This window comes from Arthrobacter sp. MYb229, from assembly GCF_002975405.1.
Taxonomy (GTDB): Bacteria; Actinomycetota; Actinomycetes; order Actinomycetales; family Micrococcaceae; genus Glutamicibacter.
The window spans coordinates 235,197-260,289 of the sequence record NZ_PCPS01000003.1 but is presented as its reverse complement, the minus strand read 5'-3'; the positions used below and the strand labels follow the sequence as shown (position 1 = coordinate 260,289).

Here is a 25,093-nt window from a genome sequence, read left to right as displayed (position 1 = left end):
ATGGCGAAATCGCCGGCTGTCCACCACCGCGCTCCTAATCTGCGCGGCTCTCTACTCTCTTTCTTGATCAGTGGATTCCGCGCGCCTTCGCGCCCGCATTCCACTTCTGAGAAAGACACCTTACTTTGTCGCACCCTTCTTCCGACGTTATCCGTCAAGCACCCCATTCCATCTGGCGTGGAATCCACCAAACATTAAAGCAAGACTCGGTCGGCGGCTTGTTGCTGCTGTGCGCAACGGTTGCTGCCCTGATCCTTGCCAATTCCCCTGCCGCGTCCTGGTATGAGGATCTACGGAACTTCACCTTCGGCCCCGAGGCACTGCACCTGAATCTTTCGGTAGGCACGTGGGCAGCCGACGGGCTGCTGGCAATCTTCTTCTTCGTGGTCGGCCTGGAATTGAAGGAAGAGTTCGTTGTCGGCAAGCTTCGCAACCCGCGCACCGCATTGGTCCCCATCGCTGCCGCAGTCGGCGGCGTAGCCCTGCCGGCGCTGTTCTACGCGTGGGTGATCACCAGCTCCGGGAGCGACGCGATCAACGGCTGGGCGATTCCTGCCGCCACCGATATTGCCTTCGCGGTCGCGGTTATCGCAGTAGTCGGAAAGTTCCTCCCACCGGCGCTCCGCACGTTCTTGCTGACCCTGGCGGTAGTTGACGACCTCTTGGCGATTTCGATCATCGCGATCTTCTACACCGACGATCTAGCGTGGCTGCCGCTGGCGCTGGCCGTGATTCCGCTGTTGGTGTTTGCGCTCGCCGTGCAGCGCGGCGTGCGTGCGTGGTGGATCCTGATGCCGCTAGGTATCGCGGTGTGGGCGCTGGTGCACGCTTCGGGTATCCACGCGACCGTGGCCGGGGTGCTGCTAGGTTTCATGGTCCCGGTGGTCGCGACGTCGCGGGCGCGAGTGAAGATCGGCACGACCAAAGAGGGCCAACCCGTATATGACGGGTTGGCGGCGCATTTTGCGGACCGCTGGAGCGTACCCTCATCGGTGATCGCCATCCCCGTGTTCGCGTTCTTCGCCGCGGGCGTGGCCGTGGGAGGGCTGTCGGGGCTCACCGAGTCACTGCTCAGCCCGGTGGCCATAGGCATCATTGCCGGCCTGGTGCTGGGTAAATCCATTGGCATCACCGCCTCCACCTTCCTGGTCACGAGGATTCCGGGGATCACGCTGGACCGGTCGATCAAGTGGGTGGACGTGCTCGGGATGGCCTTCGTCGCCGGAATCGGCTTCACGGTCTCGCTGCTGGTTGGTGAACTTGCCTTTGGCTCAGACGGTGCCGAAGCGCAGTATGTCAAGGTCGGGGTGCTGTGCGGCTCGCTGCTTGCCGCCGTGATTGGTGCCCTGATCCTCGCAGTGCGTAACCGGAAGTACCGCGCAGACTCATCTTCTTCGGCATAACGTCGAAGGCTATTGCCCCGGAGCCTGCCTGTGGTTCAAAAATTAGGTCCTGCAAGGGCCCACGTAGTAGAAAGCAGTTGATCTGATGCCTGATATTTCTTCTCTGCATGCCGACCGAAACCTGGCCTTGGAGCTGGTGCGGGCGACCGAAGCGGCGGCAATTGCCGCTGGCCCGTGGGTGGGGGCGGGGGACAAGCTGCGCGCAGATGGGGCCGCCGTGGACGCGATGCGTTCGCTGCTTTCCTCGGTGCGTTTCGACGGGACCGTGGTGATCGGCGAGGGCGAAAAAGACCAGGCACCCATGTTGTTCAACGGTGAACGCGTGGGCACCGGTGAGGGCGCGAAATGCGATGTGGCAGTCGACCCGATCGATGGCACCCGGCTGACCGCCATGGGCCTCGAAAATGCCCTGTCCGTGCTGGCCGTCGCCGATGCCGGGTCGATGCTCGATGCCTCTTCGGTGTTCTATATGGAGAAGTTGGTGACCGGCCCCGAAGCCGCGGAATACGTGGATTTGCGGTTGCCGGTGAAGGAAAACCTGCGGTTGATCGCGAAGGCAAAGTCAGTCGATATTCGCCAGTTGACGGTGAGCGTGCTCGATCGTGAACGGCACCAGAATCTGGTTCAAGAAATTCATGCGTCTGGCGCTCGGACCAAGGCACTGGTCGACGGTGATGTGGCAGCGGCGATCGCGGCGGTGCGTGAAGGATCCGGCATCGACGCGTTGATGGGCGTTGGCGGCTCTCCGGAAGGCGTGATCACCGCGTGCGCCATCAAGGCCCTCGGCGGGGTTATCCAGGGACGGATGCATCCAACCAGCGACGAAGAGCGCGAACGCGGCCTGGCTGCGGGCCTGGATATGGATAAGGTGTATTCCACCGGTGACTTGGTCCGCAGCGACAACTGTTATTTCGCGGCCACGGGCATCACCGACGGTGACTTGCTGCAGGGGCTGCGGACCGGGCCGCGGACTATTCACACACAATCGATCGTGATGCGCTCGAAATCCCGAACGGTTCGCGTGATCGATGCGGAGCATTCAACCAGCAAATGGGCGTAGCGGCTAAGCCCCAATAACCAAGGCGGCACGGTCATGCGCAATGGCGTGGCGGCGTCGCAGCAAGCCAACGATTTGGAAGCGTTCCCTCGAGGCCCATTCAACAACGATGGCCGCCACCCCGCAAGGGGTGGCGGCCATTGTCATGAGGCTAGAAACTACTTATTGCGCAGTTCGAAGCGGTCGGCATCCATGAGCTTGGCCCATGCTGCGGCGAAGTCCTTGGCGAACTTCTCCTTGGCATCGTCCGCGGCGTAAACCTCGGCCAGTGCACGCAGCTCGGAGTTCGAGCCGAAGACCAGATCAACGCGGCTGCCAACCCAGCGGCCGTCGGTGGTCGAGTAGGTCTTCTCCTCGGCGTCCGGGGTCCACTCGAGACCCAGCTCCAACAAGTTCGCGAAGAAGTCGTTGGTCAACGCGCCCGGGGTATCGGTGAAGACACCGGTGTTCGAACCGTCCCAGTTGTTGCCCAGTACGCGCAGGCCGCCAAGGAGCACGGTCGTCTCCGGGGCGGTCAAGCCCAGCAGGTTGGCGCGGTCCAGCAGCAGGTACTCGGAAGGCAGCTGCAGGAAGCCCGAATCGTAGTTGCGGAAGCCGTCGGCTACCGGCTCCAGCCAGGCGAACTGCTCCACGTCGGTCTGCTCCTGGGTTGCGTCAACGCGCCCCGGAGTGAACGGAACGCTTAGCTGCTGGCCGGCGGCCAGCGCTGCCTGCTCGACACCTACGTTGCCGGCCAAAACCACAACGTCGGCGAAGGAAGCCTTCACGGCCGAGGTCGCGTTGAATTCGTCAACGATGCTTTCCAGCGCCGCGATGACCGGCTTGAGCTGCTCAGGCTGGTTCACCGTCCAAGAAACCTGTGGTTCCAGACGGATGCGACCGCCGTTGGCGCCGCCACGCTTGTCCGAGGAGCGGAAGCTTGCTGCGGCCTTCCACGCGGTGGAAACCAGCTGCTGAACCGACAGCCCGGATTCGGCGATCAGGGACTTCAATGCGGCGATCTCGGTGTCACCCAGGGTGACCTCCGGTGCTGCCGGCAAGGGATCCTGCCAGGTGAGGTCCTCTGCCGGAACTTCTGGGCCGAAGTAGCGGGACTTCGGGCCCATGTCGCGGTGGGTCAGCTTGAACCAGGCGCGGCCGAAGGCATCGGCGAACTTCTCCTGGTTGTTCTTGAACTCCTCGGAGATCGGACCGTAGATCGGGTCGAAGCGCAGCGCCAGGTCACTGGTCAGCATGCGTGGTTCGCGGCGTGCGGCTGCGTTGTGGGCCATTGGCACCATGTCGTCGCCTGCCCCGTCCTTCGGGCGCCACTGCTGCGCGCCGGCCTCGGAGTAGAACAGCTCCCACTCGTAGGCGAAGAGGATGTGGAAGAACTCGTTGTCCCAACGGGTTGGGTGGTAGGTCCAAGTGACTTCCAAGCCCGAGCCGATGGTGTCATCGCCGTGCCCGGTGCCGTGGGTGGACTTCCAGCCCAGCCCCTGCATCTCCAGCGGAGCCGACTCCGGGTCTTCGCCCTTGTGGGATTCGGCGCTGGCGCCGTGGGTCTTGCCGAAGGTGTGGCCGCCGGCGATCAGCGCGACGGTTTCCTCGTCGTCCATGCCCATGCGGCGGAAGGTTTCGCGGATATCGATGGCCGAGGCCAATGGATCTGCCACGCCATCTGGACCCTCTGGGTTTACGTAGATCAGACCCATCTGGACTGCTGCCAGCGGCGCCTCCAGGTTGCGTGCGCCGGTGTAGCGTTCGCTTTCCAGCCAGACCTTTTCCGGGCCCCAGTAAATGTCGTCGTCAGCTTCCCAAACGTCCTTGCGGCCGCCGGCGAAACCGAAGGTTTCGAAGCCCATGTCTTCAAGGGCCACGTTGCCGGTCAGCACGATCAGGTCTGCCCAGGACAGCGACTGGCCATACTTCTTCTTCACTGGCCATAGTAGGCGACGTGCCTTGTCCAGGTTCACGTTATCCGGCCAGGAGTTCAATGGCGCGAAACGCTGCTGACCGGCGCCTGCACCACCGCGGCCGTCATGCGAGCGGTAGGTGCCCGCCGCGTGCCACGCCATGCGGATGAAGAACGGACCGTAGTGACCGAAGTCAGCTGGCCACCAGTCGTAGGACTTGGTCATCAGCTCGGCAATATCGGCCTTGACGGCAGCAAGATCCAGCGCCTCGAAGGCAGCGATGTAATCGAAGTCGGGATCCAGCGGGTTGGTGGCTTCCTGGTTCTTCGAAAGAATCTTCAGGTTGAGCTTATTTGGCCACCATTCGGTATTCGCATGACCCTGGGTAGGGTGAACGCGTCCGGCTCCTACTACTGGGCACTGACCTGCAGTCGTTTCTGACATGTAGTCTTCCTTCCGATAAGGGATTGGTTTGGTACTCCGTCTCCGTGCGCCGTTGGCCCGCGGAGACGAAAATTAGTTCCTTGCGGTACTTCTTTTCAGACAGTTCCCGTAGCCGGCTGCGCTGTCTTGGCTTGTTGGCAGTCCGGGCAGAGTCCCCAATAGATGACCTCTGCCTCGTCGATGCTGAAACCGTGGTGATCCGAGGCATGCAAGCAAGGTGCGGCTCCGACGGCGCAGTCCACGTCTGCCAGCGTTCCGCAATTGCGGCACACCACATGATGGTGGTTGTCCCCTACGCGGGTTTCGTACCGGGCGATATGCCCGTGGGGCTGAATTTGGCGGAGCAGTCCAAGGTTCGTGAGAAGCTTCAGCGAATCGTAGACCGCCTGGTGGGATACCAGCGGGTGTTCTTGGCGCACTGCCTCGATAATGGTTTCGGTATCCGCGTGGGGATGAGCTGTCACCGCGGCGAGCACCGCGACGCGCGGTCGGGTGACCCGCATCGATGCTTCGCGCAGCACCTTCTCGATTCCCTCGGATGTTGTCATGGTACTAGCTTGCCCTATTTATTTTGAATGAGTCAAGATAATTACTCGTGTCTTTTCGCTCCGCTGAAAATTCGTGGTCAGAAGCGGTTAAACGAATCTGGCCGACCTTCGCAATTGCGGATGAAGGTCGGCCAGATTCATTGGCGGCTAGGGACGAGCGCGGCAGATCTCGTTGAGCCGGGCAATGCATGGTTCATTTTGCAAGCTGGTGGTGTCCCCGAGCTTGGTGCCCTCGAAGAGCTGGGTCAGCAGGCGGCGCATGATTTTGCCCGAGCGGGTCTTGGGCACATCGGGGACCAGGACGATATCGCGTGGTTTGGCGATCGGTCCGATCTGCGTGGTGACGGTTGCGCGCAGCTCGGCGATGAACTGCTGCTGGCGGACGAGCGTCTGCGCATCGGGTTGCGCCGCGACCAGCGAGGCATCCAGCGGCACCACGAACGCGGTGGCCGCGTGCCCGGTTTTCTGATCGGGGGTCGGGCAGACTCCCGCCTCGACCACACCTGGGTGGGTGACCAGTGCGGATTCGATCTCGATGGTGGACAGCCGGTGTCCGGAAATGTTGATCACGTCATCGGTGCGTCCCAGAATGTAGATGTCCCCATCCTCATCGAAGCGCGCGCCATCCCCGGCCAGGAACCAGCCCTGCGCGGCGTACTGCTCCCAGTAGCTGGTGTAGTAGCGTTCCGGGTTTCCCCAGACCGTGCGGGCCATGGACGGGCCGGTCTGGGTGATCACGATATTTCCCTGCTCGTTGGGCCCCACGCGGCCGCCGGAGGCGTCCACGATGTCCACCGAAACGCCGGGCAGCGCCCGCGAAGCGCAGCCGGGCTTGAAATGCTCGTCGGTAGGCAGCGGGGAGAGGACGGTTGCGCCGGACTCGGACTGCCACCAGGTATCGACCATCGGGATGCCGCCGGGGGTGTCGCGCCCCAGCTGAGCGCGCAGCCAGCGCCACGCCTCGGGGTTGACCGACTCGCCCACGGTGCCGCCCACCCGAACCGAGGACAGGTCATAGCCGGCCGGAACCCCCTCGGGGAACCAGCCCATCAGCGAACGGACCAGGGTCGGCGCGGTGTAGTAGCTGGTGACCTTGTAGCGTTCGATGATTTCGAAGTGGCGGCCCGGGTGCGGTGCGTTGGGCACGCCCTCGTAGATCACCTGGGTGACGCCGTTGGCCAGCGGGCCGTAGATCTCGTAGGTGTGCGCGGTGACCCAAGCCAGGTCCGCGGTGCACCAGTGCACGTCGCTCGCGCGTTGGGATTCGTCGGGGTTGCCGAACAGGAGATTGTGGCTGTACGCGGCCTGGGTCAGGTACCCGCCGGTGGTGTGCACCAGCCCCTTGGGCTGCCCGGTGGTTCCGGAGGTGTACATGATGAACAGCGGGGTCTCTGAATCGAAAGCCTGCGCTGCGTGCTCGGTGGACTGAGTTTCCACCGCCTCGTGCCACCACACATCGCGTCCGGCGGTCCACGGGATCTCATCCCCGGTCCGGCGGATCACCAGAACCTTTTCGATGCTGTTTTCCCCGGATACCGCAAGATCTGCGTTGGCCTTGACCGGAACCGAGGTGCCGCGGCGGAACTGGCCGTCGGTGGTGACCAGCAGCTTGGCCTTGGTGTCCTCCACCCGGAACTTCAACGCCTCCGCGGAAAAGCCGCCGAAGACCAGCGAATGGATCGCCCCGATGCGTGCGCAGGCCAGGGTGATGACGATGGTTTCGACAAGCACCGGCAGATAGATGACCACGCGGTCCCCCTTGGCCACGCCGAGCTCCTGCAGGGCGTTCGCCGCCTGGCTGACGCGCTCCTGGAGGTTCCGGTAGGTCACCGCGATGCGGTCACCGGGCTCGCCCTCGAAGTAGAGGGCGACCTTCTCGCCGTTGCCGGCGGCCACATGGCGGTCGGCGCAGTTCACCGCGGCGTTGAGCTTGCCCCCGAGGTACCAGGAGATCTGCGGGCCGCGCTTGGCTTGTGCGTCTGCCGGGATGATCTGGCTGGTGGTGTGCCATGGGGTGTCCCAGTCAAGCAGGTTCGCCGCCTCGTCCCAGAACTCCTGGCGTGCCTCGGCGTTGGAGGGCTGATTTGTACTGGCCAATTCGATGGTGGTCATTGCGGTCCTTGAACGTGATTCGAGTTGTTGGCTTAGGTCCAGCGGTTGATCGCCCAGCGTTCTGCTACCGAGAGCAGGGCATCGGTGATCTTTCCGAAGACGGCGAGCAGGATAATTGTCAGGATCAACCGGTCGATGCGACCGTTGTTCTGCGAGTCGGTGAGCAGATAGCCCAGCCCCATGGAGGCGCCGAGCAGTTCGGCGGCGACCAGGAACAGCCAGGCCTGGGCCAAGGCGAGGCGAAGCCCGGAGAAGACCGAGGGAACCACCGCGGGAAGCTGCACGGTGCGCAGCAGCTTCAGGCCGTTCAGTCCGAACGCGCGCGCGGCTTCGATGAGCTGGCGGTCCACGTGGCGCAGGGCCAAGGCAACGGTGGTGAACACCGGGAAGAATGCGCCGATGATGACCAGCGTGACCTTGGAGTCCTCGCCCATCTTCATCCACAGGATGAGCAGCGGAACCCAGGCCAGCGAAGGCACGGCGCGCAGCGCCCCGATGCTCAGGCCGAGCAGTGCGTCGGCGAGCCGGGACAGTCCGACCAGCGCGCCGAACAGCAGGCCGAGCAGCGAGCCGAAGAAGAATCCGAGCAGTACACGCTGGGTCGAAATGCCCACATGTTTGCCCAGCTCGCCGCCTTCGAGCAGTTCGCCGGCCGCGGCCACCACGGCCGCCGGAGTCGGCAAGGACCACGGCGCGACGATGCCGGTGGTCGTCACCACCTGCCAGGTGAGCAAGACGATGAGCGGCAGGATCAGCGCGAGCAGCCAGTGCGGTAGCTTCAGAAGCCTGGCGCCAAGGCTTTCGCGTGCCTGCACCGGCGTGCTGGCTTGCTGGGTTTGGTTCGCTGAAGACATGTTGCTTATTCCCCGGCGATCTTCGTCGCGTCGGCCTGGGCAGCGAACTGCTCATCCACCAGGGATTCCAGCGCTTGATCGACTGCGTCCTGGGTGGAGACGTCCTTGTTGGCCACGAAGGTAGGTCCGATATTGCGCAGCACCGAAATGAAATCCTCACCCGGCACGGTGTCCACGTCGAGGTTCGAGCGTTCCTCGATCACCTGGGTGGCGACCGGGGCCTCCAGACCTGCAACCTCGGCCAGAATGCTCGCCGTTTCACCAGGATTGGCGGCGGCCCATCCGCGAGCCTTCTCGTAGGAGTCCACCACCAGCTGGGCGAGTTCGGGGCTCTCCTCGATGAAATCTTCGCGGGCATTCAACGCGCCATAGGTGTTGAAGTCCAAGTTACGGTAGAGCAGCTTCGCGCCGTCCTGTTCGGCATCGGCCATGATCGGATCCAGGCCGCTCCAGGCATCGACCGAACCGTTGACCAGCGCGGTGCGCCCATCGGCGTGCTGCACGTTCTGCAAGGTGATGTCCGAATCGCTCAGACCGGCTTCGGCCAAGGATTGCAGCAAGAAGAAGTAGGGGTCGGTGCCCTTGGTGGCCGCGACCTGTTTGCCCTCAAGGTCCTTGACCGACTTGATATCCGAGTCCTCGTTCACCACTAGGGCGGACCATTCGGGCTGCGAATACAGCGAGATGGTCTTGATAGGTGAGCCGTTGGAGCGGGCCAGCAGTGCTGCCGAACCGGCGGTGGATCCCACATCCACGGCATCGGCGCGCAGCGCCTCGTTGGCCTTGTTCGAGCCGGCCGACTGGATCCATTCGACGCTGACCCCTTGTTCCTTAGCGGCGGCGTCCAGCCACCCCTTTTCTTTCAGGACCAGGCTCAGCGGATTGTAGGTGGCGAAGTCGATGGACAGCGTCTGGCCGTCGGCTGCGGCGTTCTCGCCCGCGCATCCGGTCAGCACCAGGGCCGAAATGCCAAGCGTTGCTACGGATAGTGCGGCGCGACGGGAAAAACGATTCGAGAGCATGGAAAATCCTTGATTTGTGCGAATGGAAGGCCCGCGGGACCAAATGAGTGCGGTAGAAAGTGCTAGTGGTTCGTCGGATCAACGCCGAGCAGGCTCAGCAGCGCTGTGCGGTGGGCGACGAATTCGCTGCTCGTATGGCTGCGCGGGTGCGCCGCGGACAGGACTCGATCCTCGATCACGGTCGCCGAGGCCTGGCCCTCGGGTCGGCCCAGCACGACGATGCGGTCGGCGAGAGTCAGCGCCTCATCGACGTCGTGGGTCACCAGCAGCACGGTAGTCGGGAAAGACTTATGGATGGCCAGCAGCAGATCCTGCATTTTCATTCGGGTCAGCGCATCGAGCGCACCAAAGGGTTCGTCGAGAAGCAGGACGCCCGGGCGCCGGGCCAACGCGCGAGCAAGCGAAACCCGCTGAGCCATGCCCCCGGAAATTTCACGTGGGCGCAGATCTGCTGCGTGGCTCAAGCCGGTCAGCTCCAGCAGCTCGGCGATCAGCTGGCGCCCGGATTGCTTGTCGGTTCCCGGCGCAAGGCCGATGGACACGTTGTCTCGGACCGAGCGCCAAGGCAATAGCCGTGGTTCCTGGAATGCAACGGCGCACCGCTCATCTATCCCCGTCACGGCGCGGCTTCCGATGACCACCGACCCGGTGGAGGGGCGGTCCAGGCCGGAGGCCGCCCGCAAGAGAGTGGATTTGCCGCAACCGCTTGCGCCGAGAATTGCAACAATCTGGCCCGCTCCGAGGCGCAGATTCACGTCGCGAAGCACCGTGTTGCTTTCCTTCTTGGCGGTGAAAGTACGCGATAGCTCGAGGAACTCCACGTCGAGCGCCGTTGCGCTTTGGACGGTCTCGGGCAAGGCAAAGGCTGTAGTCATTTTCATCTCCATCGTTCCTGGCGGTAGCACCGGACACCGTTTGGTTTATTAACCGTGTGTGGTGGTTGCTGCGGCGTCACAGAGCCAGATCTCTTAGCCGCTCGGGATGGTTACACGACTATTACAGGCCTTCGAACGATTTCAATGCAAATCTTTCGTAACATGATAAATATTCGATAGATGCGTCACATCATCGTGATGTTTCGATTTTTATTTCACTAATCGCGCATTTGGCCGAAAAATCGCTAAACGCTAGGCGTTGTGTTCGGCCGCGTTAGGCAAGTGCTGTCCTTGATGCATTTCAATCTCCATCCGTGCACGACGAAATGTGACTAACCGGGTTGAGGACGAAGTAGACCTCAGGCTACAAATGATTACGAACCATCCAGAGCGACCGAGAGATCTGGCTCGTCGACGTCGCAGCAACCACCCACCTAAATATTGGCGCGGGACGGTGCTACAGCCAGGACCGATGGAAAGAATTGAGGACTTTCGATGTCATTTGGCGATCCCGCTGGCGACTTTAATGCGCTCAGCGACCCGTCTATTGCGGGTAGCGCGGTGGAGCTTGACGACCTTCCACAGGAACTTCCTACCCGGCAGCTGCTGAAAATTACCCCGGGCCCCGGCGCTGACGAGCAGTATGAACGGCTTGCCGGCATTTTCCGTCCGGTGTTCGCGCAGATCGCCGCGGGTGCAAGGGAACGCGACCGGCAGCGGATCCTGCCTTTCGAACAGGTTGGCTTGCTGAACCGTGAGCGCTTCGGTGCGCTGCGCCTGCCGGTTGCCGACGGCGGCCATGGGGCGCGCTTGAGCGATGTCTTCCGGTTGCTCATCGAATTAGCCGAGGCCGACTCGCATGTGGCTCAGCTATGGCGCGCGCATATTGCCTTCGTGGAAAATGCGGTGCGGCTGGAAGATGCGCAGCTCCGTAGCAAATGGGTTGCCCGAATCAGCTCCGGGCAGATCGTGGGCAACGCCTACACCGAGGAAGGCGGCAACGCCCTCGGGTTGCTCAACACCAAGGTCACCGAGGAGGGGTCGCGCTGGCTGGTCAATGGGCGGAAGTTCTATTGCACCGGCACCATCTTCGCCGACTGGACCACCGTAGCGGTGGCGCACCCGCAACTCCCAGGGCGCCAGATCGCGGTAGTTTCCACCCAGCACAGCGGCGTGAAAATCCTCGATGACTGGGATGGTTTCGGCCAACAGCTCACCGGTACCGGCAGCACCGAATTCCACGAAGTTCCGGTGGACACCTTCATGCCGGAGGATCCCACGGATCCGGAAGCCGCGATCTTCCAACTCGTGCTCATGGCGGTACAGGCCGGAATCGGACGGGCGGCACTGAACGACCTGCGCTCCTCCGTGCAGGCGCGTACCCGCAGTTTCAGCACCGGCACCGGAGTTCCGGTGCACCGCGAACCGCAGGTCTTGCAGCTCGTCGGGGAGGTTTCCGCCGAAATCTTCGCCGCGGAGTCCGTGGTCATGGGCGCGGTGCTGGAGGTCGAGTCGGCCATGGCCGACGCGAACCTGAACGCCGAGGAGCGCTTTGCCGTGTGCGAATTGGCGGCAAACCGTGCCCAGACGATCGTGCAGCCGCTGGTCATCGGAGCGACCAGCAAGCTCTTCGACGCGCTGGGTGCATCTTCCACTCGCAATAGCTGCAATATGGACCGCCACTGGCGCAACGCCCGAACCATCGCGACGCACAATCCGGCGATCTACAAGGCGCGCATCGTGGGGGACTACGAGATCAACGGCGTGCAGCCCCAACGGCTGTCCGTCACCGGCACGGTAACCGGAGCAAACCGGTTCGCCGGCAGCTAGGCAACACTCTTCGAACACAGATTTTTAGACTAACCAGATTTCTTCTATGGATAGGGGCACACCAATGAGCGAGAACAAGCGCGAAATCCTTTTTAACGCCTTCGATATGAACTGCGTGGTGCACCAGTCGCCGGGCCTCTGGCGCCACCCGGATGACAAGGCGTCGACCTACAACACCCTGGGCTACTGGACCCACCTGGCCAAGGTGCTGGAAAAGGGCAAGTTCGACGGCCTGTTCCTCGCCGATGTGCTGGGCACCTACGACGTCTACAAGGGCACCAACGAAACTCCGCTGCGCAGCGGTGCGCAGGCGCCGGTCAATGACCCGATGATGCTCGTCTCCGCGATGGCCGCGGTCACCGAGAACCTCGGCTTCGGCGTCACCGCGGGTACCGCCTATGAGCACCCTTATGCCTTCGCGCGCCGCCTGGCCACCCTGGACCACCTGACCAACGGCCGCGTGGGCTGGAATGTGGTCACCGGCTACCTGCCATCGGCCGCCCGAAACATGGGCCAAGAAGACCAGATGGAGCACGACGAACGCTACAACCACGCCGATGAGTACCTCGAAGTGGTCTACAAGCTGCTCGAAGGCTCGTGGGAAGAGGACGCGGTGCAGAACAACAAGGAATCCGGCGTCTACACCGACCATTCCAAGGTGCACCCGATCAATCACGAGGGCAAGTACTTCAAGGTTCCGGGCATCGCCATCACCGAGCCAAGCACGCAGCGCACCCCGGTGATCTACCAAGCCGGCGCCTCCAAGCGCGGCACCGAATTCGCCGCGTCGAACGCCGAAGCGATCTTCGTGAATTGCCCAACCCGTGACCTGCTCAAAGAAGCGGTCGCCAAAATCCGCGACGCTGCCGAAGCCGCAGGCCGTGGCCGCCACGACATCAAGATCTTCGCCATGCAGACCATCATCACCGCCGAAACTTCGGAACTTGCCCAGGCAAAGTTCGAGGACTACAGCTCCTACGTGGATATCGACGGCGCGCTGGCATTGCTTTCCGGTTGGACCGGCATCGACATGTCCGCTTACGGACCAGATGACGTGATTGGCGACGACGTGAAGTCCAACGCCATCCAGTCCTCGGTGGAAACCTTCAAGAAGGCCAGCGGTGATACCGGCAAGCCATGGACCATCCGCCAGCTGGCCGAATGGATCGGCGTGGGCGGATTCGGTCCGGTCTCCGTCGGTTCCGGCGCCGAGGTTGCCGAGAAGCTCATCGACTGGGTTGAATACACCGACGTAGATGGCTTCAACCTGGCCTATGCTGTCACTCCAGGTACATTCGAGGACGTCGTCGAGTACGTGGTTCCCGAGCTTCAGGCACGCGGGGTCTACAAGACCGAATACACCGAGGGCTCGCTGCGCCACAAGCTCTTCGGTGAAGGTGACCGGGTGAAGGACACCCACCGTGCCGCCCAGTACAAGATCTCCAACCGATTGGCCACCAAGGCCTAAATCCTTGAAGATCAAGCGCTAGCAAAGCCAGCGAGTCCCCGCGAAATGTTGAATTCCGCGGGGACTCGCTGGCTTTAACGGCTATTTGGCCGGGTTCACCACCATGGCCGAACCGCCTCCGCGGCGGTTTGGTTCAGCCGCCGCGATCAAGGTCCCGTCTGCGGCGATTTCCACCGCCTCAACCGCACCGATCTCAGCCTGCGGGGTGAAGGAATCACCGGCGGCGGTGAGCTTGTGCCCGAAAGCCTCAAGCGCCGGCCCATAGGCCTCGATGAATTCGGGCTCCGCCGTCACCGCCGCGGTATTGCGCTGCGAGGCGCGCGGGGCCGCGATGGCTTCGCTCAGATCCATGCCCAGGTCAATGCGGTTCACCAGGGTCTGCAGCACCGTGGTGATGATGGTGGAGCCGCCGGGGGAGCCGATGGCGAGCATCGGTTCGCCATCGCGCAGCACGATCGTGGGCGCCATCGAGGAGCGCGGACGCTTGCCCGGCTCGATCCGGTTCGGGTCGGCGGGATCGTACACCGTGGAGAAATCGGTCAGCTCGTTGTTCAGCAGGAAGCCGCGCTCGGGCACCACGATGCCCGAACCTCCGGTCTGCTCGATGGTCAGGGTGTAGGAGACGACATTGCCCCAGCGGTCCACCACCGAAAGGTGGGTGGTGGAGATATTCTCGGTATCCTGCTCAACCACCGGCTCGCTGGTTGCCGCAGGGCACACTCCGTCATAGCCCTCGATATCGCCCGGAGCCACCGGCTTCTCCGCGGCCTGTTCGGGGTTTACCGCGCACGCCCGGTCGACGCCGAAGAGCTTGTCGGTCAGGATTTCGGTGGGAACATCCACAAAGGCCGGGTCGCCGACAAACTTGCCACGGTCGGCGTAGGCCAGGGCTGTCGCCTCGAAGTAGTGATGAAGCGCGGTGGGCCGCTCCATGCCGGCGAGGTCGAACTCGCCGAGAACATTCAGCGATTCACCGATGGTGGTTCCTCCGCTGGAGGATGGAGCCATGCCGTAAACATCGAGGCCGCGGTAGCTGACCTGGGTTGGCTGCTGCTCCACGACCTCGTAGTCCGCGAGATCGGCGGTGCTCACATAGCCAGCCGGAACCGGGAGTTCGGTGTCCGCGGACGTGGGCGGAGCCTGCACCGTCTGGGATATTTCTTCGGCCATTTCGCCCTGGTAGAACGCCGAGGGGCCCTGCTTCGCCAGCAACCGGTAGGTCTGGGCAAGATCCGGGTTCTTGAAGATGCTGCCAACGTGCGGCGCATCGCCATCGGGCAGGAATAGCTCGCTGGTGGAGCCGAAGGTCGCGAAGCGTTCCTTGTTATCCAGGGTCTGTTCGCGGAATGTTTCATCGACAACGAAGCCGCGTGAAGCTACCTGGGTGGCTGGGTGCAGAACTTTCTTCAGGCTTTGGGAACCCCAATTGTCCAGCGCGCGCTGCCAGGTGGCCAGGGTGCCGGGCACGCCGACCGCCACGCCGCTGGTCACCAGTTCGGGAGTGAAGTTGTAGGGCTCGCCGGTTTCCGGATCGATGAAGGCATCTTGGGGCATTGCTGCCGGTGCGGTCTCCCGGCCGTCGATGGTGCTGATTTTTCCGGTTTTCGCGTCGTAGTACATGAAGTAGCCGCCGCCGCCGATGCCCGCGCTATAAGGCTCGGTCACGCCCAGCGCGGCCGCCGTTGCGACCGCCGCATCAACCGCGTTGCCGCCTTTGCGCAGGATCTCGATTCCGGCGGCGGTCGCTTCCGGGTCTACGGAGGAGACTGCGCCGCCGCTGCCTTTGGCCGTAGGCGTTTTGTCGGTCGCCCTGGGATCGGCGCTGGCCGGAAGGGCGGTGAAAGTTCCCAGTCCCAGCGCCAGTGCCGCGGCGCTGGCGATAGCTCTCGTACTTGCTCGTGACATACTTTGATCTCCTGAAAAGGTGGGGATGAAGCAAGCGCCAATTTACGGGAGAAGCACCTGAGACTTAGGCTGTGACACGCGTCACCGCGCATGCTTGTCGCTCATTACGCTCAGGTGAAGACTTCACTAGCGTCGGATTCACCGCCGTCGCCTCAAGGGCTTCGGAGGGCATGCCGCCACCGCGGCAGCCAGCGATCCGGCCACCGAATACAGCAGCTTCGGTGGCCGGACTGCGTTTAGGCTAGGAGAATGAGCAATGAACCTACCTCCGAGCTGCCCCCGGTAGATCTCGCCGCCGCCGCGCAAATGTGGGCTGACTACCGAAACAGCTGTGCCACCGATCCGGGCGACTACGTGGTGGAATACTTCGGAGACAGCGCTGAGCTCGCCGAGGCACTGCTGCATCAGGTAACCCACGGGCAGAAACGTGCCACCTCAAGCCTTGAAAACGAGTACCTTGCCGAGAACGAACCGCTTCCGCGGGTCGGTTCGCACTGGATCGCCTGCGACGGCTCCGGGACACCGAAAATTATCCTGCGTACCAGCGAGGTGACGCTGAAATCATTCGACCAGGTGGATGCAGATTTTGCCTTTGCCGAGGGCGAGGATGACCGTAGTCTGGCCAGCTGGCGCCGGGAACACGAAAAGTTCTGGAAACGGACGCAGCAGGCAGATTTCGCCAAGCAGTGGGAACCGGCAATGACCGGCGTGCCCGGTGAGCGGATCGTGTGCGAACGCTTCGAAGTGGTCTGGCCGCGCAGCTAGCTTCCAGGCACCTAATTCATCTCCACCTTTCGGTTCTGGAAGCTTGCTTTGCGTTCAGGCCCAGGGGCGTCCTCGCACCCGCCGAGTTCTCCTGAGTCAAGATGCGAATTCAGCGTCGTCACGTGGCGACATATGACGGGTGAGTCGCGCATTTATGGCCGGTTTTCCGCCGATCTGCGCACCGAGGTCGACTTCATGACGCGTATATAACGTCATGGTTGTTCACGAAGCGGGCACGGGCACAGACTGAAACTGTTCGATTCACCTATCGAATGGTAACCATCCAGAGCGACCGAGAGACCTGGCTCAACGACGTCGCAGCAACCACCCTCACGGGGCCGGTGCTACAGCCAGGACCGATGGAGCAGTCTGAAACACCGGCTTTGTTCCCGAGATTCAGAGCCTGGCGAAAGCCAGCGGCATCCTGAATCCGTGGATCGTCGCTGTTTGAGACTCTGCGCGGTGCCAGCACCAAGGAGAACAAATGCAAACGACGTTATCTGGACGATCACATGATTGAGATTCGCCAGCTGCATAAGCACTACGAAACGGCCCAGGGCCGTGTGGAGGTCCTCAAGGGGATCGACCTGGACGTTCAATCGGGGACAATCACCGCGGTGGTTGGGCCCTCAGGCGCCGGGAAGTCCACCTTGTCCCATTGCATCTCGCTGTTGGAAAAGCCCAGCAGCGGTCAGATCCTGGTAGAAGGCAAGGACTTGTCGGTGCTCTCTGGCAAAGAACTATGCGCCGAACGTCGTGCCATCGGCACGATCTTCCAGAACTCGGCCCTTTTGCGCCGCATGACGGTAGCCGAAAACGTTGCGTTGCCGCTGCGAAACCTGGGAGTAGTCCACCACGAGATGGAAAACCGGGTCGCTGAACTCCTGAATCGCGTAGGTCTGGCGGATTGGGCAAATTCGTACCCCGGAGAACTTTCCGGTGGCCAACGCCAACGCGTGGGCATTGCCCGAGCGCTGGCGCTGCGTCCGCGTCTGCTGCTCTCCGATGAAGCAACCTCGGGGCTCGACCCGGAATCCACCACGCAGGTGCTGGAACTGCTTGATTCCCTGCGCACCGACTTGGGCTTGGCGATTATCTTGATCACCCACGAGATGGATGTGGTGCGCCATATCGCCGACCGCGTCGCGCAACTCGATGGCGGTCGAATCGCCGAGTACGGCGAACTTCGAGGCCTGGTAGCGGATCCGGGATCGGTGACCGGTTCAAAGCTTCTGCCATTGCGCCCCGATCTGGTGCCCGCCGGCTACGACTTCACGCTGACCGTGGCCTACCAGGCGGCAAATGTGGACCCAGCCTGGATATCCCGGCTGGGAACCGAACATGGCGCGCGGGTCGCGCTGCTCGGTGGCTCCGTGGAAGCACACCACGAGGGAACGCTGGGCCGCGTTGAAATCGGTCTCGCGGGCATTGCCGCAGAACGAGCTATTGCCGTCTTGGCTGGATGGGGATTGCGCGCCACGCCACGATCCCAGCAGCTCCTCGCGAGTGTGGCCGACCGCGCGGAACGCATCGAGGTGGCGGTATGAGAATCCCAACCGAAAGCGCAGCGGTCGGTACCGACACCCCATGGAACGAACTGCCCGCCCTGATGCTTCCTGCCTATGGACAGACCTGGGCAATGGTCGGCATCGTGATGGTCTTGGTGATCATTTTTGGCGGCATCATGGGTTTGGCGCTGTTCAACACCGACCGGCAGGGTCTCTTTCCGCACGACAAGAGCCATGCGGCACTGAGCTGGTTCGTCAACATGGGACGCTCATTGCCGTTCCTGGTCTTGATGGCGGCGATTATTCCATTCACCAAATGGGTGACCGGAACCACCATCGGCATTTGGGCAGCAGTGGTGCCGATGACCATTGCGGGCATTCCCTTCTTCGCGCGGCTCGTGCAGAACGCGCTCAATGATCTGCCTAAGGAGAACCTGGCCGTCGGGCTGGTGACCGGTGGATCGCCGCTGCAAATCATCGGGGCAACCCAGATCCGTGAGGCGCTGCCCGCCCTGGCCTCCGCCGTCACGCTGAACACCATCTCGATGGTCGAGTATTCGGCCATCGCGGGAACCATCGGGGCCGGCGGCATCGGCTATCTGGCGGTCACCTACGGCTATCAGCGGTTCGACATGAATGTCATGCTTGCCACGATCCTTGCGCTCATTCTGACCGTGCAAGCAGTCCAATTCCTCGGCGATCGCATCGCCCGCGCGCTGGCCCGCCCCTAAGCGCCCTAGAACAAACGAGAAGAACATGACGACTTCACCCAAAGGCCATGACCATGGCTTCACTCTGCGTAAAAACACCGCGAAACTGCCTTGGACCATCGCGGCATGCGCGACCATTGTGGCGCTCGTCCTTGGCGCGTTGCTGGTTCAGCAAAAGTCCGCTCCAGCGCTCGCGTCCACCGAGCCCGGCAAAACGAATTTCAAGGTCCATTTTGAACCGGCAATGGCCGGGGAAGAGAAGATCCTGAAATTCGTGGCCGAGACCATCGCGCCGGATTATGGAATCGAGATAGAACCCATTGGGCTTCAGGATCCAATCCAGGCGAACCGCGCCGTGGCCGAAGGGCAGTTCGACGCGACCATCTTTGAACATGAGTGGTACATGCGGCAATCGGCAGAAGCCGCCGGCGTGGAATTGACGCCAACCGTTGAACTGTACCAATGGGGCTTCGGTCTGTATTCCACCCGCTACGAATCGGTCGAGGTTCTCCCCGAGGGGTCGACGCTGCTCCTGCCTAACGACGTCGCCAACCAGGGGCAAGCGCTTTGGCTCCTGGAGCGCGAGGGACTGCTCGGCCTGAACCCCGACATCGAACCGCGTACCGCGAAGATGGCCGACGTGGTTGACAACCCGCGCGGCTTCGAGCTGAAGGAAGCAGACCTCCTCGCCATGCCGCGCATGCTAGACGATGTGGATGCAGCCATCGGATACGTGTCGCAGTTCGATGCCGGAAAGGTCGGCCGCGACAAGGGAATCCTGTTCCCGGAACCGCCTAGAACCTTCGCCTCCAAGCTGATCTTCGGCACCGAGTTCTCCAAAACTGCCGATGCAGCCAAGCTAATCGAGGTGTTCTCCGATCCAAGACTGCAGGAATACCTGAAGAACACCGAGGATCCGTTGGTCCAAGGAGTGCTGACTCCGGTATCCGCCGAGTAGGGCCGCTCACTGGAACTATGCGAACGGCCAGCCTGAACCAGAGAGGTTCGGGCTGGCCGTTCGCTTTTATCCCGAATGTTTCGTTGGCGAGCGAGCAAATCCACCCTTGATCACGCGGGGCCGGGGATACTGCTGTCAAGGAAATCTTTTCAGCAGCGTCACGAACTGACTTATGACGTTTCGTGACCGGCTTCAGGGCCTGTTTTTGCCCCAAAGTGTGTATTGGGATGACTTCGTGACGCGTATATAACGTCATGGTTGGTCACACCGCACCTGCGCGCGCAGACTTAAATTGTTCGGCAAAGACACCGAATGATAACCATCCAGAGCGACCGAGAGACCTGGCTCGTTGACGTTGCAGCAACCATCCCGGCAGGGAGCGGTGCTAAGGCCAGGACCGATGGAGATTGCTAGATTTCGCAACGGTCCGCACAGGGGAGAAGTCTGCCTTCTTCCCGCCCCGCAATACCGCGGCAGGATCGGGATTTCGGCGTAATCCTCGGGAAATTACCGAGAGGAACACCAGAAAATGCGCAACACACCACTGAGCCTGAAGGCCGCAGCACTACTCGCAGTTCTAGGTCTTTCGCTGACCGCCTGTGGCGGCAACAGCGCATCCACCGCGGAGAGCTCCGAGCCGGCAGCTTCCGCGGAAGCAGGCGCCCCGGTAGAGGGAGGAACGTTCACCTTTGCCGAGGTAACCCCGATCAACAACTGGCAGACCCAGGCCGCTCGCTTCTACGAGAAGGCGAATGTGCTGAACTCGGTGCTGGATCGGTTGACCTATTTTGATACCGAATCCGGCAAGCTCGTAGGCTGGATCGCCTCCGAATTCACCGCCAATAAGGCACAGACCGAATTCACCTTCACCATTCGTGATGGCGTCACATTCTCAGACGGCACGGCCCTGGATGCCGAAGCGGTCAAGAAAAATCTGGACGCGCTTGGCTTAGGCGTAGAGTCCGCGCAGATTCAACCGAACGTCGACTTTTCAGCCTACAAGAGCTCCGAGGTCGTCGGCGCGAACCAGGTCAAGGTGACCCTGAAGCGCCCGGATGCGAACTTCCTGCGCTCCACCTCCTCGGTGACCGCCGGGCTGGTATCCCCGGGCACACTGGAACTGGACAATGCAGGGCAAACCGCAATATCGCAGATCGTCGGTTCCGGACCGTTCGTCTTCGAATCCGAAAAGCCAGATGAAGAAGTCGTCTTCACCAGCCGCGATGACTACGCCTGGGCCCCGGAAACCGCAGCAAACCAGGGTGACGCATACCTTGAAAAACTGGTCGTCAAGTACCTGCCAGAAGTTGCCCACCGGGCCGGCGCGGCGCAGTCCGGCCAGGTCGATTTGGTCCGCGGACTGCAGCCCGTTGACGAAGAGGTGCTCAGTGCCGGAGGCGGGCAGATCTTCGCCGCCCAAGGCGTGGACCTGACTACCAACCATGCCGCGATTCGAATCGGTTCGGGCAAGCTGGCCGAGACCAAGGTGCGCCAGGCGTTGCAGGTGGGAATCGACCGCCAGGCGCTGAAGGACACGGTCCTCTCGGACAGCTATGTGCTCGCAGGGTCGATCCTCAACCACCAGGCACCGGGCTTCGTGGATCTGTCTGCCGAGCTCGGCTATGACCCGGAGAAGTCCAAGGCCTTGCTTGAAGAAGCGGGCTGGAGCGTTGGCGCGGACGGGATCCGTGAGAAGGACGGCAAGAAGCTTGAAATCACGGTGGCCAGCTCGAATAACTCCGTGGTCATCAAGCCGGCCTTCGAGCTGATCGAACAGCAATGGCGGGAGATCGGAGTGCAGCTGGTCAACCGTGCTGCGGACAATTCATTTTTGACCAACGCCATGGTCGATGACCAGATCGAATTCTTCGGAACCCGCCAGTTCGCCTACGGCGGTCTGGGGCCGGTCTACGCGCCGGCGACAAATAACCAGACGCTGAACGCCGACAAGGAACTGAACGAATTGTTCACCCGTGAGCAGGCGGCGACCACCGAAGAAGAGCATCTGGAGCTCATCGGCGAGGAGCAGCGCGCGCTGGTACTGGACAAGGCATTGACCCTCGTGTTGTGGGACGAAGTGCAGGTGTACGGCGCCAACAAGGACGCGCACATCGACTTCACCTCCGGCACCGCACCAATCTTCCAGGGCGCCTGGAAGAGCAACGGCTAAAGGAACTCAACATGGGTGGATACATCGCACAACGCATCGGTCAGGCACTGCTGGTGATCCTGCTGGCCTACACCGCGGTCTTCCTCGCGGTGCAGGCCCTGCCGAACGACCCGGTCACGATCTTCCTCTCCGCAGACTCGTCTGCGGATCCGGCAACGATCGCGCAGATGAAGGCCTACTACGGCTATGACCAGCCGCTGATCGTGCAGTACTTCACCCAGCTCGGTGCGCTGCTGACCGGAGACCTGGGCTATTCCCTGTCCTCCGGCTCGGCGGTGTCCACCCGAATAGGCGAGGTCATCGGCTCCACGCTGCTGCTCGCCGGGAGCGCCTTCGCCCTGGCGCTGGTGCTGGCGGTCGCGTTGACCGCCGCCGCCAGCCTGTCGCGCCGCCCCCGGGTCCGCAACGCCCTGCTGAATCTGCCACCGCTGATGATTTCCATCCCGGTGTTCTGGCTCGGACTGGTGCTGCTTCAGGTGCTCGCGGTGCAGCTCGGGGTGATGTCGCTGTTCCCGGACGGCTCGTTCCTCTCGCTGGCGGTGCCGATCCTCGTTCTGGCCATCCACCTCAGCGCACCCATCGCCCAGGTGCTGATCAAGAGCGTGCACGAGGTGAACACTCAGCCCTTCGTCGATGTCTTGCGGGCCAAGGGCGCCAGCGAGGAATGGATCTTCTACCGGCACACGCTGAAAAACGCCGCCCCGGCGGCGCTATCCATCGCGGGCATCACCATCGGCACCCTGCTCGCCGGTTCCGTTATCACCGAGACGGTTTTTGCCCGTGCCGGACTGGGCCAGCTGGTGCTGCAGGCGGTCACGGTGCAGGACATCCCGCTGGTGCAGGGACTGGTGCTGCTCACCGCCGCCGCCTTTACCGCGGTGAATCTGCTCGTCGACCTGATCCATCCGAAGCTTGATCCACGCATCATCACCTCCCACGCCGGTTCGCCTCGCGCGCTGGCAGCCTAGGGAAAGGAAACGATCATGAGTCTTTTGACCGAACGGGGCACCCCGGCCGTGGAGCTGGCCACTGGCAGCGCGCTCGAGCCGGAGCATGGCGCCACGCCCAAGACCACGCTGCTTGGCTGGTTGCGGAACTGGTGGGTGCTCCTCCCGCTGGCGCTTCTGCTCGCCTGGGCGGTATTGCCGGGGCTGTTCACCGGACAGGACCCGCTCACCGGGGTGCCGCAGCAGAAGCTCGCGGAACCATCGCTGGCCCATCCCTTCGGAACCGACCACCTGGGGCGCGACGTCTATGCCCGGGTGGTCCACGGAACCAGCCAGACGCTGATGACCGCCGGACTGGCCTGCCTGATCGGCAGCGTGGTGGGCAGCCTGCTGGGCCTGCTCGCCGCCACCGCCGGCCGTTTCGCCGATTCGGTCGCGATGCGCTTCGTCGACGTGGTGCTGGCGGTTCCCGCCTTCCTGATCGCGCTGATCCTGGTCACCGCGACCGAACCCGGTCCATTCTCGCTGGGACTCGGTGTGGGCATCGCCTCGATCGCGGCCTTCGCGCGGCTTGTCCGCACCGAGGTGCTGCGCGTACGTTCACGCGATTTCGTGCAAGCGGCGCTGATGAGCGGTGGCGGCTACCTCACCGTGCTGCGCCGCCATATCATCCCGCACGTGATCGGCCCGGTGCTCGCCCTGCTGGCGGTCGACCTGGGTGCGGCGATCCTGGCGATCTCCGGGCTCGGCTTCCTAGGATTCGGCTCGCCGCCGCCAACACCCGAATGGGGGCTGCTGATCTCCGAAGGCCGCCAATACCTCACCGTCGCCTGGTGGTTGACCACGCTTCCGGGGCTGGTGATCGTCGCGGCAGTGATGCTCACCGCCGTGCTCGGCCGCGCAATCAACAAGGCATTCCGCTTCTAACCGGCATCGGGGACCAAAATTTGTGAAGGGATCAGATTATGACTACCAAGAACACCGGCACCAACCCGGTCGTGCGCATCGAGGATCTTTCGGTGCGGTACGCCCAAGGCACCCTCGCCGCGCAGGGGATCAACCTCGAAATCCCGGCCGGGCAGATCGTGGCAATCGTTGGCGAATCGGGTTCGGGGAAATCGACGCTGACCAAGGCACTGATCGGGCTGCTTCCCCAGGACGCCAGCACCACCGGCAGCATCCGCTTTGGCGGCACCGAGGTCACCGCGCTGAGCTTGCGTCAATGGCGCGATATCCGGGGCGCCGGTATCGGGCTGGTCCCGCAGGACCCGGGCGCCTCGCTCGACCCGGTGAAGACCATCGGCTCGCAGCTCATCGAGGTGTTCCGCCTACACCCGTCCCGTTCGGTGCCCAAGAACCGGTGGCGTGAAAAAGCCATCGAACTGCTCGGCAGCGTCGGGATCGACCGGGCGGAGCAACGCCTGAGCCAGTACCCGCACGAGCTATCCGGCGGGCTGAAGCAACGCGTGCTGATCGCCATCGCCTTCGCGCTGAATCCGCAGCTGCTGATCGCCGACGAGCCAACCAGCGCACTGGATGTCACCGTGCAGCGCACGGTGCTTGAAGTCTTCGTGTCCCTGGCCCGGCAGAAGGGGACCACCGTCCTGTTCGTCACCCACGACCTCGCCGTAGCTACCGACATCGCCGACCGGGTGCTGGTGATGAATGGTGGCGAGGTTCTCGAAGACCGTTCGGTCCGCGAGCTGATTGCCAGCAGCACCAATGACTACACCAAGGCCCTGCTCGACCAGGCGTACGCCACCAACCAGCGCCGAGACACGGCCGAAATCAGCGACGTGGCGATTCGCGTGACGGACCTCGGCAAGGAGTTTGGACAGGGTTCCAAGGCGCATCAGGCGGTCCAGCAGGTCAGCTTCGAGGTGGCTCGCGGCACGACCTTCTCGCTGGTCGGAGAGTCGGGATCGGGAAAGTCGACGACGGCTAAAATCATCATGGGGCTGCTTGGCGCAAGCCAGGGCAGCGTCGAGGTGAACGGCCAGGACGTCAGCTCAATCGGCGGCAAGCAGCGCTACGCGCTGTGGCGCGAGGCGCAGCTGGTTTACCAGAACCCCGACTCGGCTCTGGACCCCCGGCAAACGGTCCGTTCGATCATCCAGGAGCCGATGCGCAACTACAGGCTTGGCGATTCAGCCTGGCGCGAAGCACGTACGAACGAGCTGATGGCGCAGGTGAACCTCGCCCCGGAACTGGCCGCCAAGCGCTCGCCGGAACTTTCCGGGGGCCAGCGCCAACGCGTGGCCATCGCCCGCGCCCTGGCCAGCGGCGCGAAGATCCTGGTCCTCGACGAAGCATTGAGCGCGCTCGATGTGCTCACCCAGGAACAGATCCTCAACTTGCTCGATCGGCTGCAGACCGAACAGCAATTGACCTACCTGTTCATCTCCCATGACCTGCACGTGGTCGAACGGATCAGCCACCGGGTGGGCGTGATGCGCCGCGGCGAACTGGTGGAAACCGGAACCGTTGAGCAGGTGTTCTCCAACCCCCGCCATGAATACACGCGCACCCTGCTTGCGGCGAACCCCGGCGCGGTGCTGCGCGAATTCGAGCACCTGCGCAGCGCCTGAGCGGCAGATTCATCCCAGACAGATTTCCAGTGAC

General features: G+C 62.6%; 20 protein-coding genes and 4 riboswitches. Of the genes, 12 read left to right on the top strand and 8 right to left on the bottom strand.

The window, feature by feature from the left end; translation table 11 throughout:
- Positions 1 to 125 precede the first annotated feature (125 nt).
- On the top strand, positions 126 to 1,403 hold the full coding sequence (gene nhaA, locus CQ019_RS11825; RefSeq protein WP_258133997.1) for a Na+/H+ antiporter NhaA: 1,278 nt from the start codon (positions 126 to 128) through the stop codon (positions 1,401 to 1,403).
- Positions 1,404 to 1,488: 85 nt separating this feature from the next.
- Positions 1,489 to 2,463, top strand: a complete 975-nt coding sequence (glpX, locus tag CQ019_RS11820; RefSeq protein WP_105569775.1) for a class II fructose-bisphosphatase — start codon at positions 1,489 to 1,491, stop codon at positions 2,461 to 2,463.
- Positions 2,464 to 2,466: 3 nt separating this feature from the next.
- Here the strand turns inward: glpX and CQ019_RS18760 are convergent, their stop codons facing one another.
- The 7 genes from CQ019_RS18760 to CQ019_RS11790 form a co-directional block, all read right to left on the bottom strand.
- On the bottom strand, positions 2,467 to 2,601 hold the full coding sequence (locus CQ019_RS18760; protein ID WP_258133994.1) for a hypothetical protein: 135 nt from the start codon (positions 2,599 to 2,601) through the stop codon (positions 2,467 to 2,469).
- A gap of 17 nt (positions 2,602 to 2,618) precedes the next feature.
- The gene (katG, locus tag CQ019_RS11815; protein WP_105569774.1) at positions 2,619 to 4,799 is read right to left on the bottom strand and encodes a catalase/peroxidase HPI; all 2,181 of its coding nucleotides are present in this window, start codon (positions 4,797 to 4,799) and stop codon (positions 2,619 to 2,621) included.
- 95 nt (positions 4,800 to 4,894) lie between these two features.
- Positions 4,895 to 5,347 (bottom strand): Fur family transcriptional regulator, encoded by a 453-nt coding sequence (locus CQ019_RS11810; RefSeq protein ID WP_105569773.1) that lies wholly within the window; start codon positions 5,345 to 5,347, stop codon positions 4,895 to 4,897.
- 147 nt (positions 5,348 to 5,494) lie between these two features.
- The gene (acs, locus tag CQ019_RS11805) at positions 5,495 to 7,459 is read right to left on the bottom strand and encodes an acetate--CoA ligase (protein WP_105569772.1); all 1,965 of its coding nucleotides are present in this window, start codon (positions 7,457 to 7,459) and stop codon (positions 5,495 to 5,497) included.
- A 32-nt stretch (positions 7,460 to 7,491) separates the two neighbouring features.
- On the bottom strand, positions 7,492 to 8,313 hold the full coding sequence (locus CQ019_RS11800; RefSeq protein WP_096285701.1) for an ABC transporter permease: 822 nt from the start codon (positions 8,311 to 8,313) through the stop codon (positions 7,492 to 7,494).
- A 5-nt stretch (positions 8,314 to 8,318) separates the two neighbouring features.
- Positions 8,319 to 9,335: an aliphatic sulfonate ABC transporter substrate-binding protein gene (locus tag CQ019_RS11795; protein ID WP_096285699.1), complete on the bottom strand. Its 1,017-nt coding sequence runs from the start codon at positions 9,333 to 9,335 to the stop codon at positions 8,319 to 8,321.
- 62 nt (positions 9,336 to 9,397) lie between these two features.
- A complete protein-coding gene (locus tag CQ019_RS11790; protein ID WP_105553676.1) occupies positions 9,398 to 10,210 on the bottom strand; it encodes an ABC transporter ATP-binding protein in 813 nt (270 codons plus the stop codon).
- Positions 10,211 to 10,215: 5 nt separating this feature from the next.
- A riboswitch (SAM riboswitch) is annotated at positions 10,216 to 10,323 on the bottom strand.
- Positions 10,324 to 10,588: 265 nt separating this feature from the next.
- A riboswitch (SAM riboswitch) is annotated at positions 10,589 to 10,689 on the top strand.
- A gap of 16 nt (positions 10,690 to 10,705) precedes the next feature.
- Between CQ019_RS11790 and CQ019_RS11785 the strand changes: the two genes are divergently transcribed.
- Positions 10,706 to 12,040 carry an acyl-CoA dehydrogenase gene (locus tag CQ019_RS11785; RefSeq protein WP_105569771.1) on the top strand — a complete coding sequence of 445 codons (1,335 nt, stop codon included), beginning with the start codon at positions 10,706 to 10,708 and terminating at the stop codon, positions 12,038 to 12,040.
- Positions 12,041 to 12,104: 64 nt separating this feature from the next.
- The gene (locus CQ019_RS11780) at positions 12,105 to 13,508 is read left to right on the top strand and encodes an LLM class flavin-dependent oxidoreductase (protein ID WP_096285694.1); all 1,404 of its coding nucleotides are present in this window, start codon (positions 12,105 to 12,107) and stop codon (positions 13,506 to 13,508) included.
- Between the two features lie 81 nt (positions 13,509 to 13,589).
- On the opposite strand, the gene ggt is transcribed toward CQ019_RS11780, so the two are convergent.
- Positions 13,590 to 15,413, bottom strand: coding sequence for a gamma-glutamyltransferase (gene ggt / locus CQ019_RS11775; RefSeq protein ID WP_105569770.1), 1,824 nt, complete (start codon positions 15,411 to 15,413; stop codon positions 13,590 to 13,592).
- A 249-nt stretch (positions 15,414 to 15,662) separates the two neighbouring features.
- Between ggt and CQ019_RS11770 the strand changes: the two genes are divergently transcribed.
- The 8 genes from CQ019_RS11770 (at position 15,663) to CQ019_RS11735 (ending at position 25,059) form a co-directional block, all read left to right on the top strand.
- A complete protein-coding gene (locus tag CQ019_RS11770; protein WP_096285690.1) occupies positions 15,663 to 16,178 on the top strand; it encodes an ASCH domain-containing protein in 516 nt (171 codons plus the stop codon).
- 276 nt (positions 16,179 to 16,454) lie between these two features.
- Positions 16,455 to 16,544: riboswitch (SAM riboswitch) on the top strand.
- 146 nt (positions 16,545 to 16,690) lie between these two features.
- On the top strand, positions 16,691 to 17,725 hold the full coding sequence (locus CQ019_RS11765; RefSeq protein WP_096285688.1) for a methionine ABC transporter ATP-binding protein: 1,035 nt from the start codon (positions 16,691 to 16,693) through the stop codon (positions 17,723 to 17,725).
- Positions 17,722 to 18,417: a methionine ABC transporter permease gene (locus CQ019_RS11760; protein ID WP_096285686.1), complete on the top strand. Its 696-nt coding sequence runs from the start codon at positions 17,722 to 17,724 to the stop codon at positions 18,415 to 18,417. Before CQ019_RS11765 ends, CQ019_RS11760 begins: the two co-directional genes overlap by 4 nt.
- Before the next feature lie 25 nt (positions 18,418 to 18,442).
- On the top strand, positions 18,443 to 19,354 hold the full coding sequence (locus tag CQ019_RS11755; RefSeq protein ID WP_096285684.1) for a MetQ/NlpA family ABC transporter substrate-binding protein: 912 nt from the start codon (positions 18,443 to 18,445) through the stop codon (positions 19,352 to 19,354).
- A 316-nt stretch (positions 19,355 to 19,670) separates the two neighbouring features.
- Positions 19,671 to 19,761: riboswitch (SAM riboswitch) on the top strand.
- 122 nt (positions 19,762 to 19,883) lie between these two features.
- On the top strand, positions 19,884 to 21,524 hold the full coding sequence (locus CQ019_RS11750) for an ABC transporter substrate-binding protein (RefSeq protein ID WP_105569769.1): 1,641 nt from the start codon (positions 19,884 to 19,886) through the stop codon (positions 21,522 to 21,524).
- 11 nt (positions 21,525 to 21,535) lie between these two features.
- Positions 21,536 to 22,492 (top strand): ABC transporter permease, encoded by a 957-nt coding sequence (locus CQ019_RS11745; RefSeq protein ID WP_105569768.1) that lies wholly within the window; start codon positions 21,536 to 21,538, stop codon positions 22,490 to 22,492.
- Positions 22,493 to 22,507: 15 nt separating this feature from the next.
- Positions 22,508 to 23,398 (top strand): ABC transporter permease, encoded by an 891-nt coding sequence (locus CQ019_RS11740; protein ID WP_105569767.1) that lies wholly within the window; start codon positions 22,508 to 22,510, stop codon positions 23,396 to 23,398.
- Positions 23,399 to 23,436: 38 nt separating this feature from the next.
- Positions 23,437 to 25,059: an ABC transporter ATP-binding protein gene (locus CQ019_RS11735; protein ID WP_105569766.1), complete on the top strand. Its 1,623-nt coding sequence runs from the start codon at positions 23,437 to 23,439 to the stop codon at positions 25,057 to 25,059.
- Positions 25,060 to 25,093 lie beyond the last annotated feature (34 nt).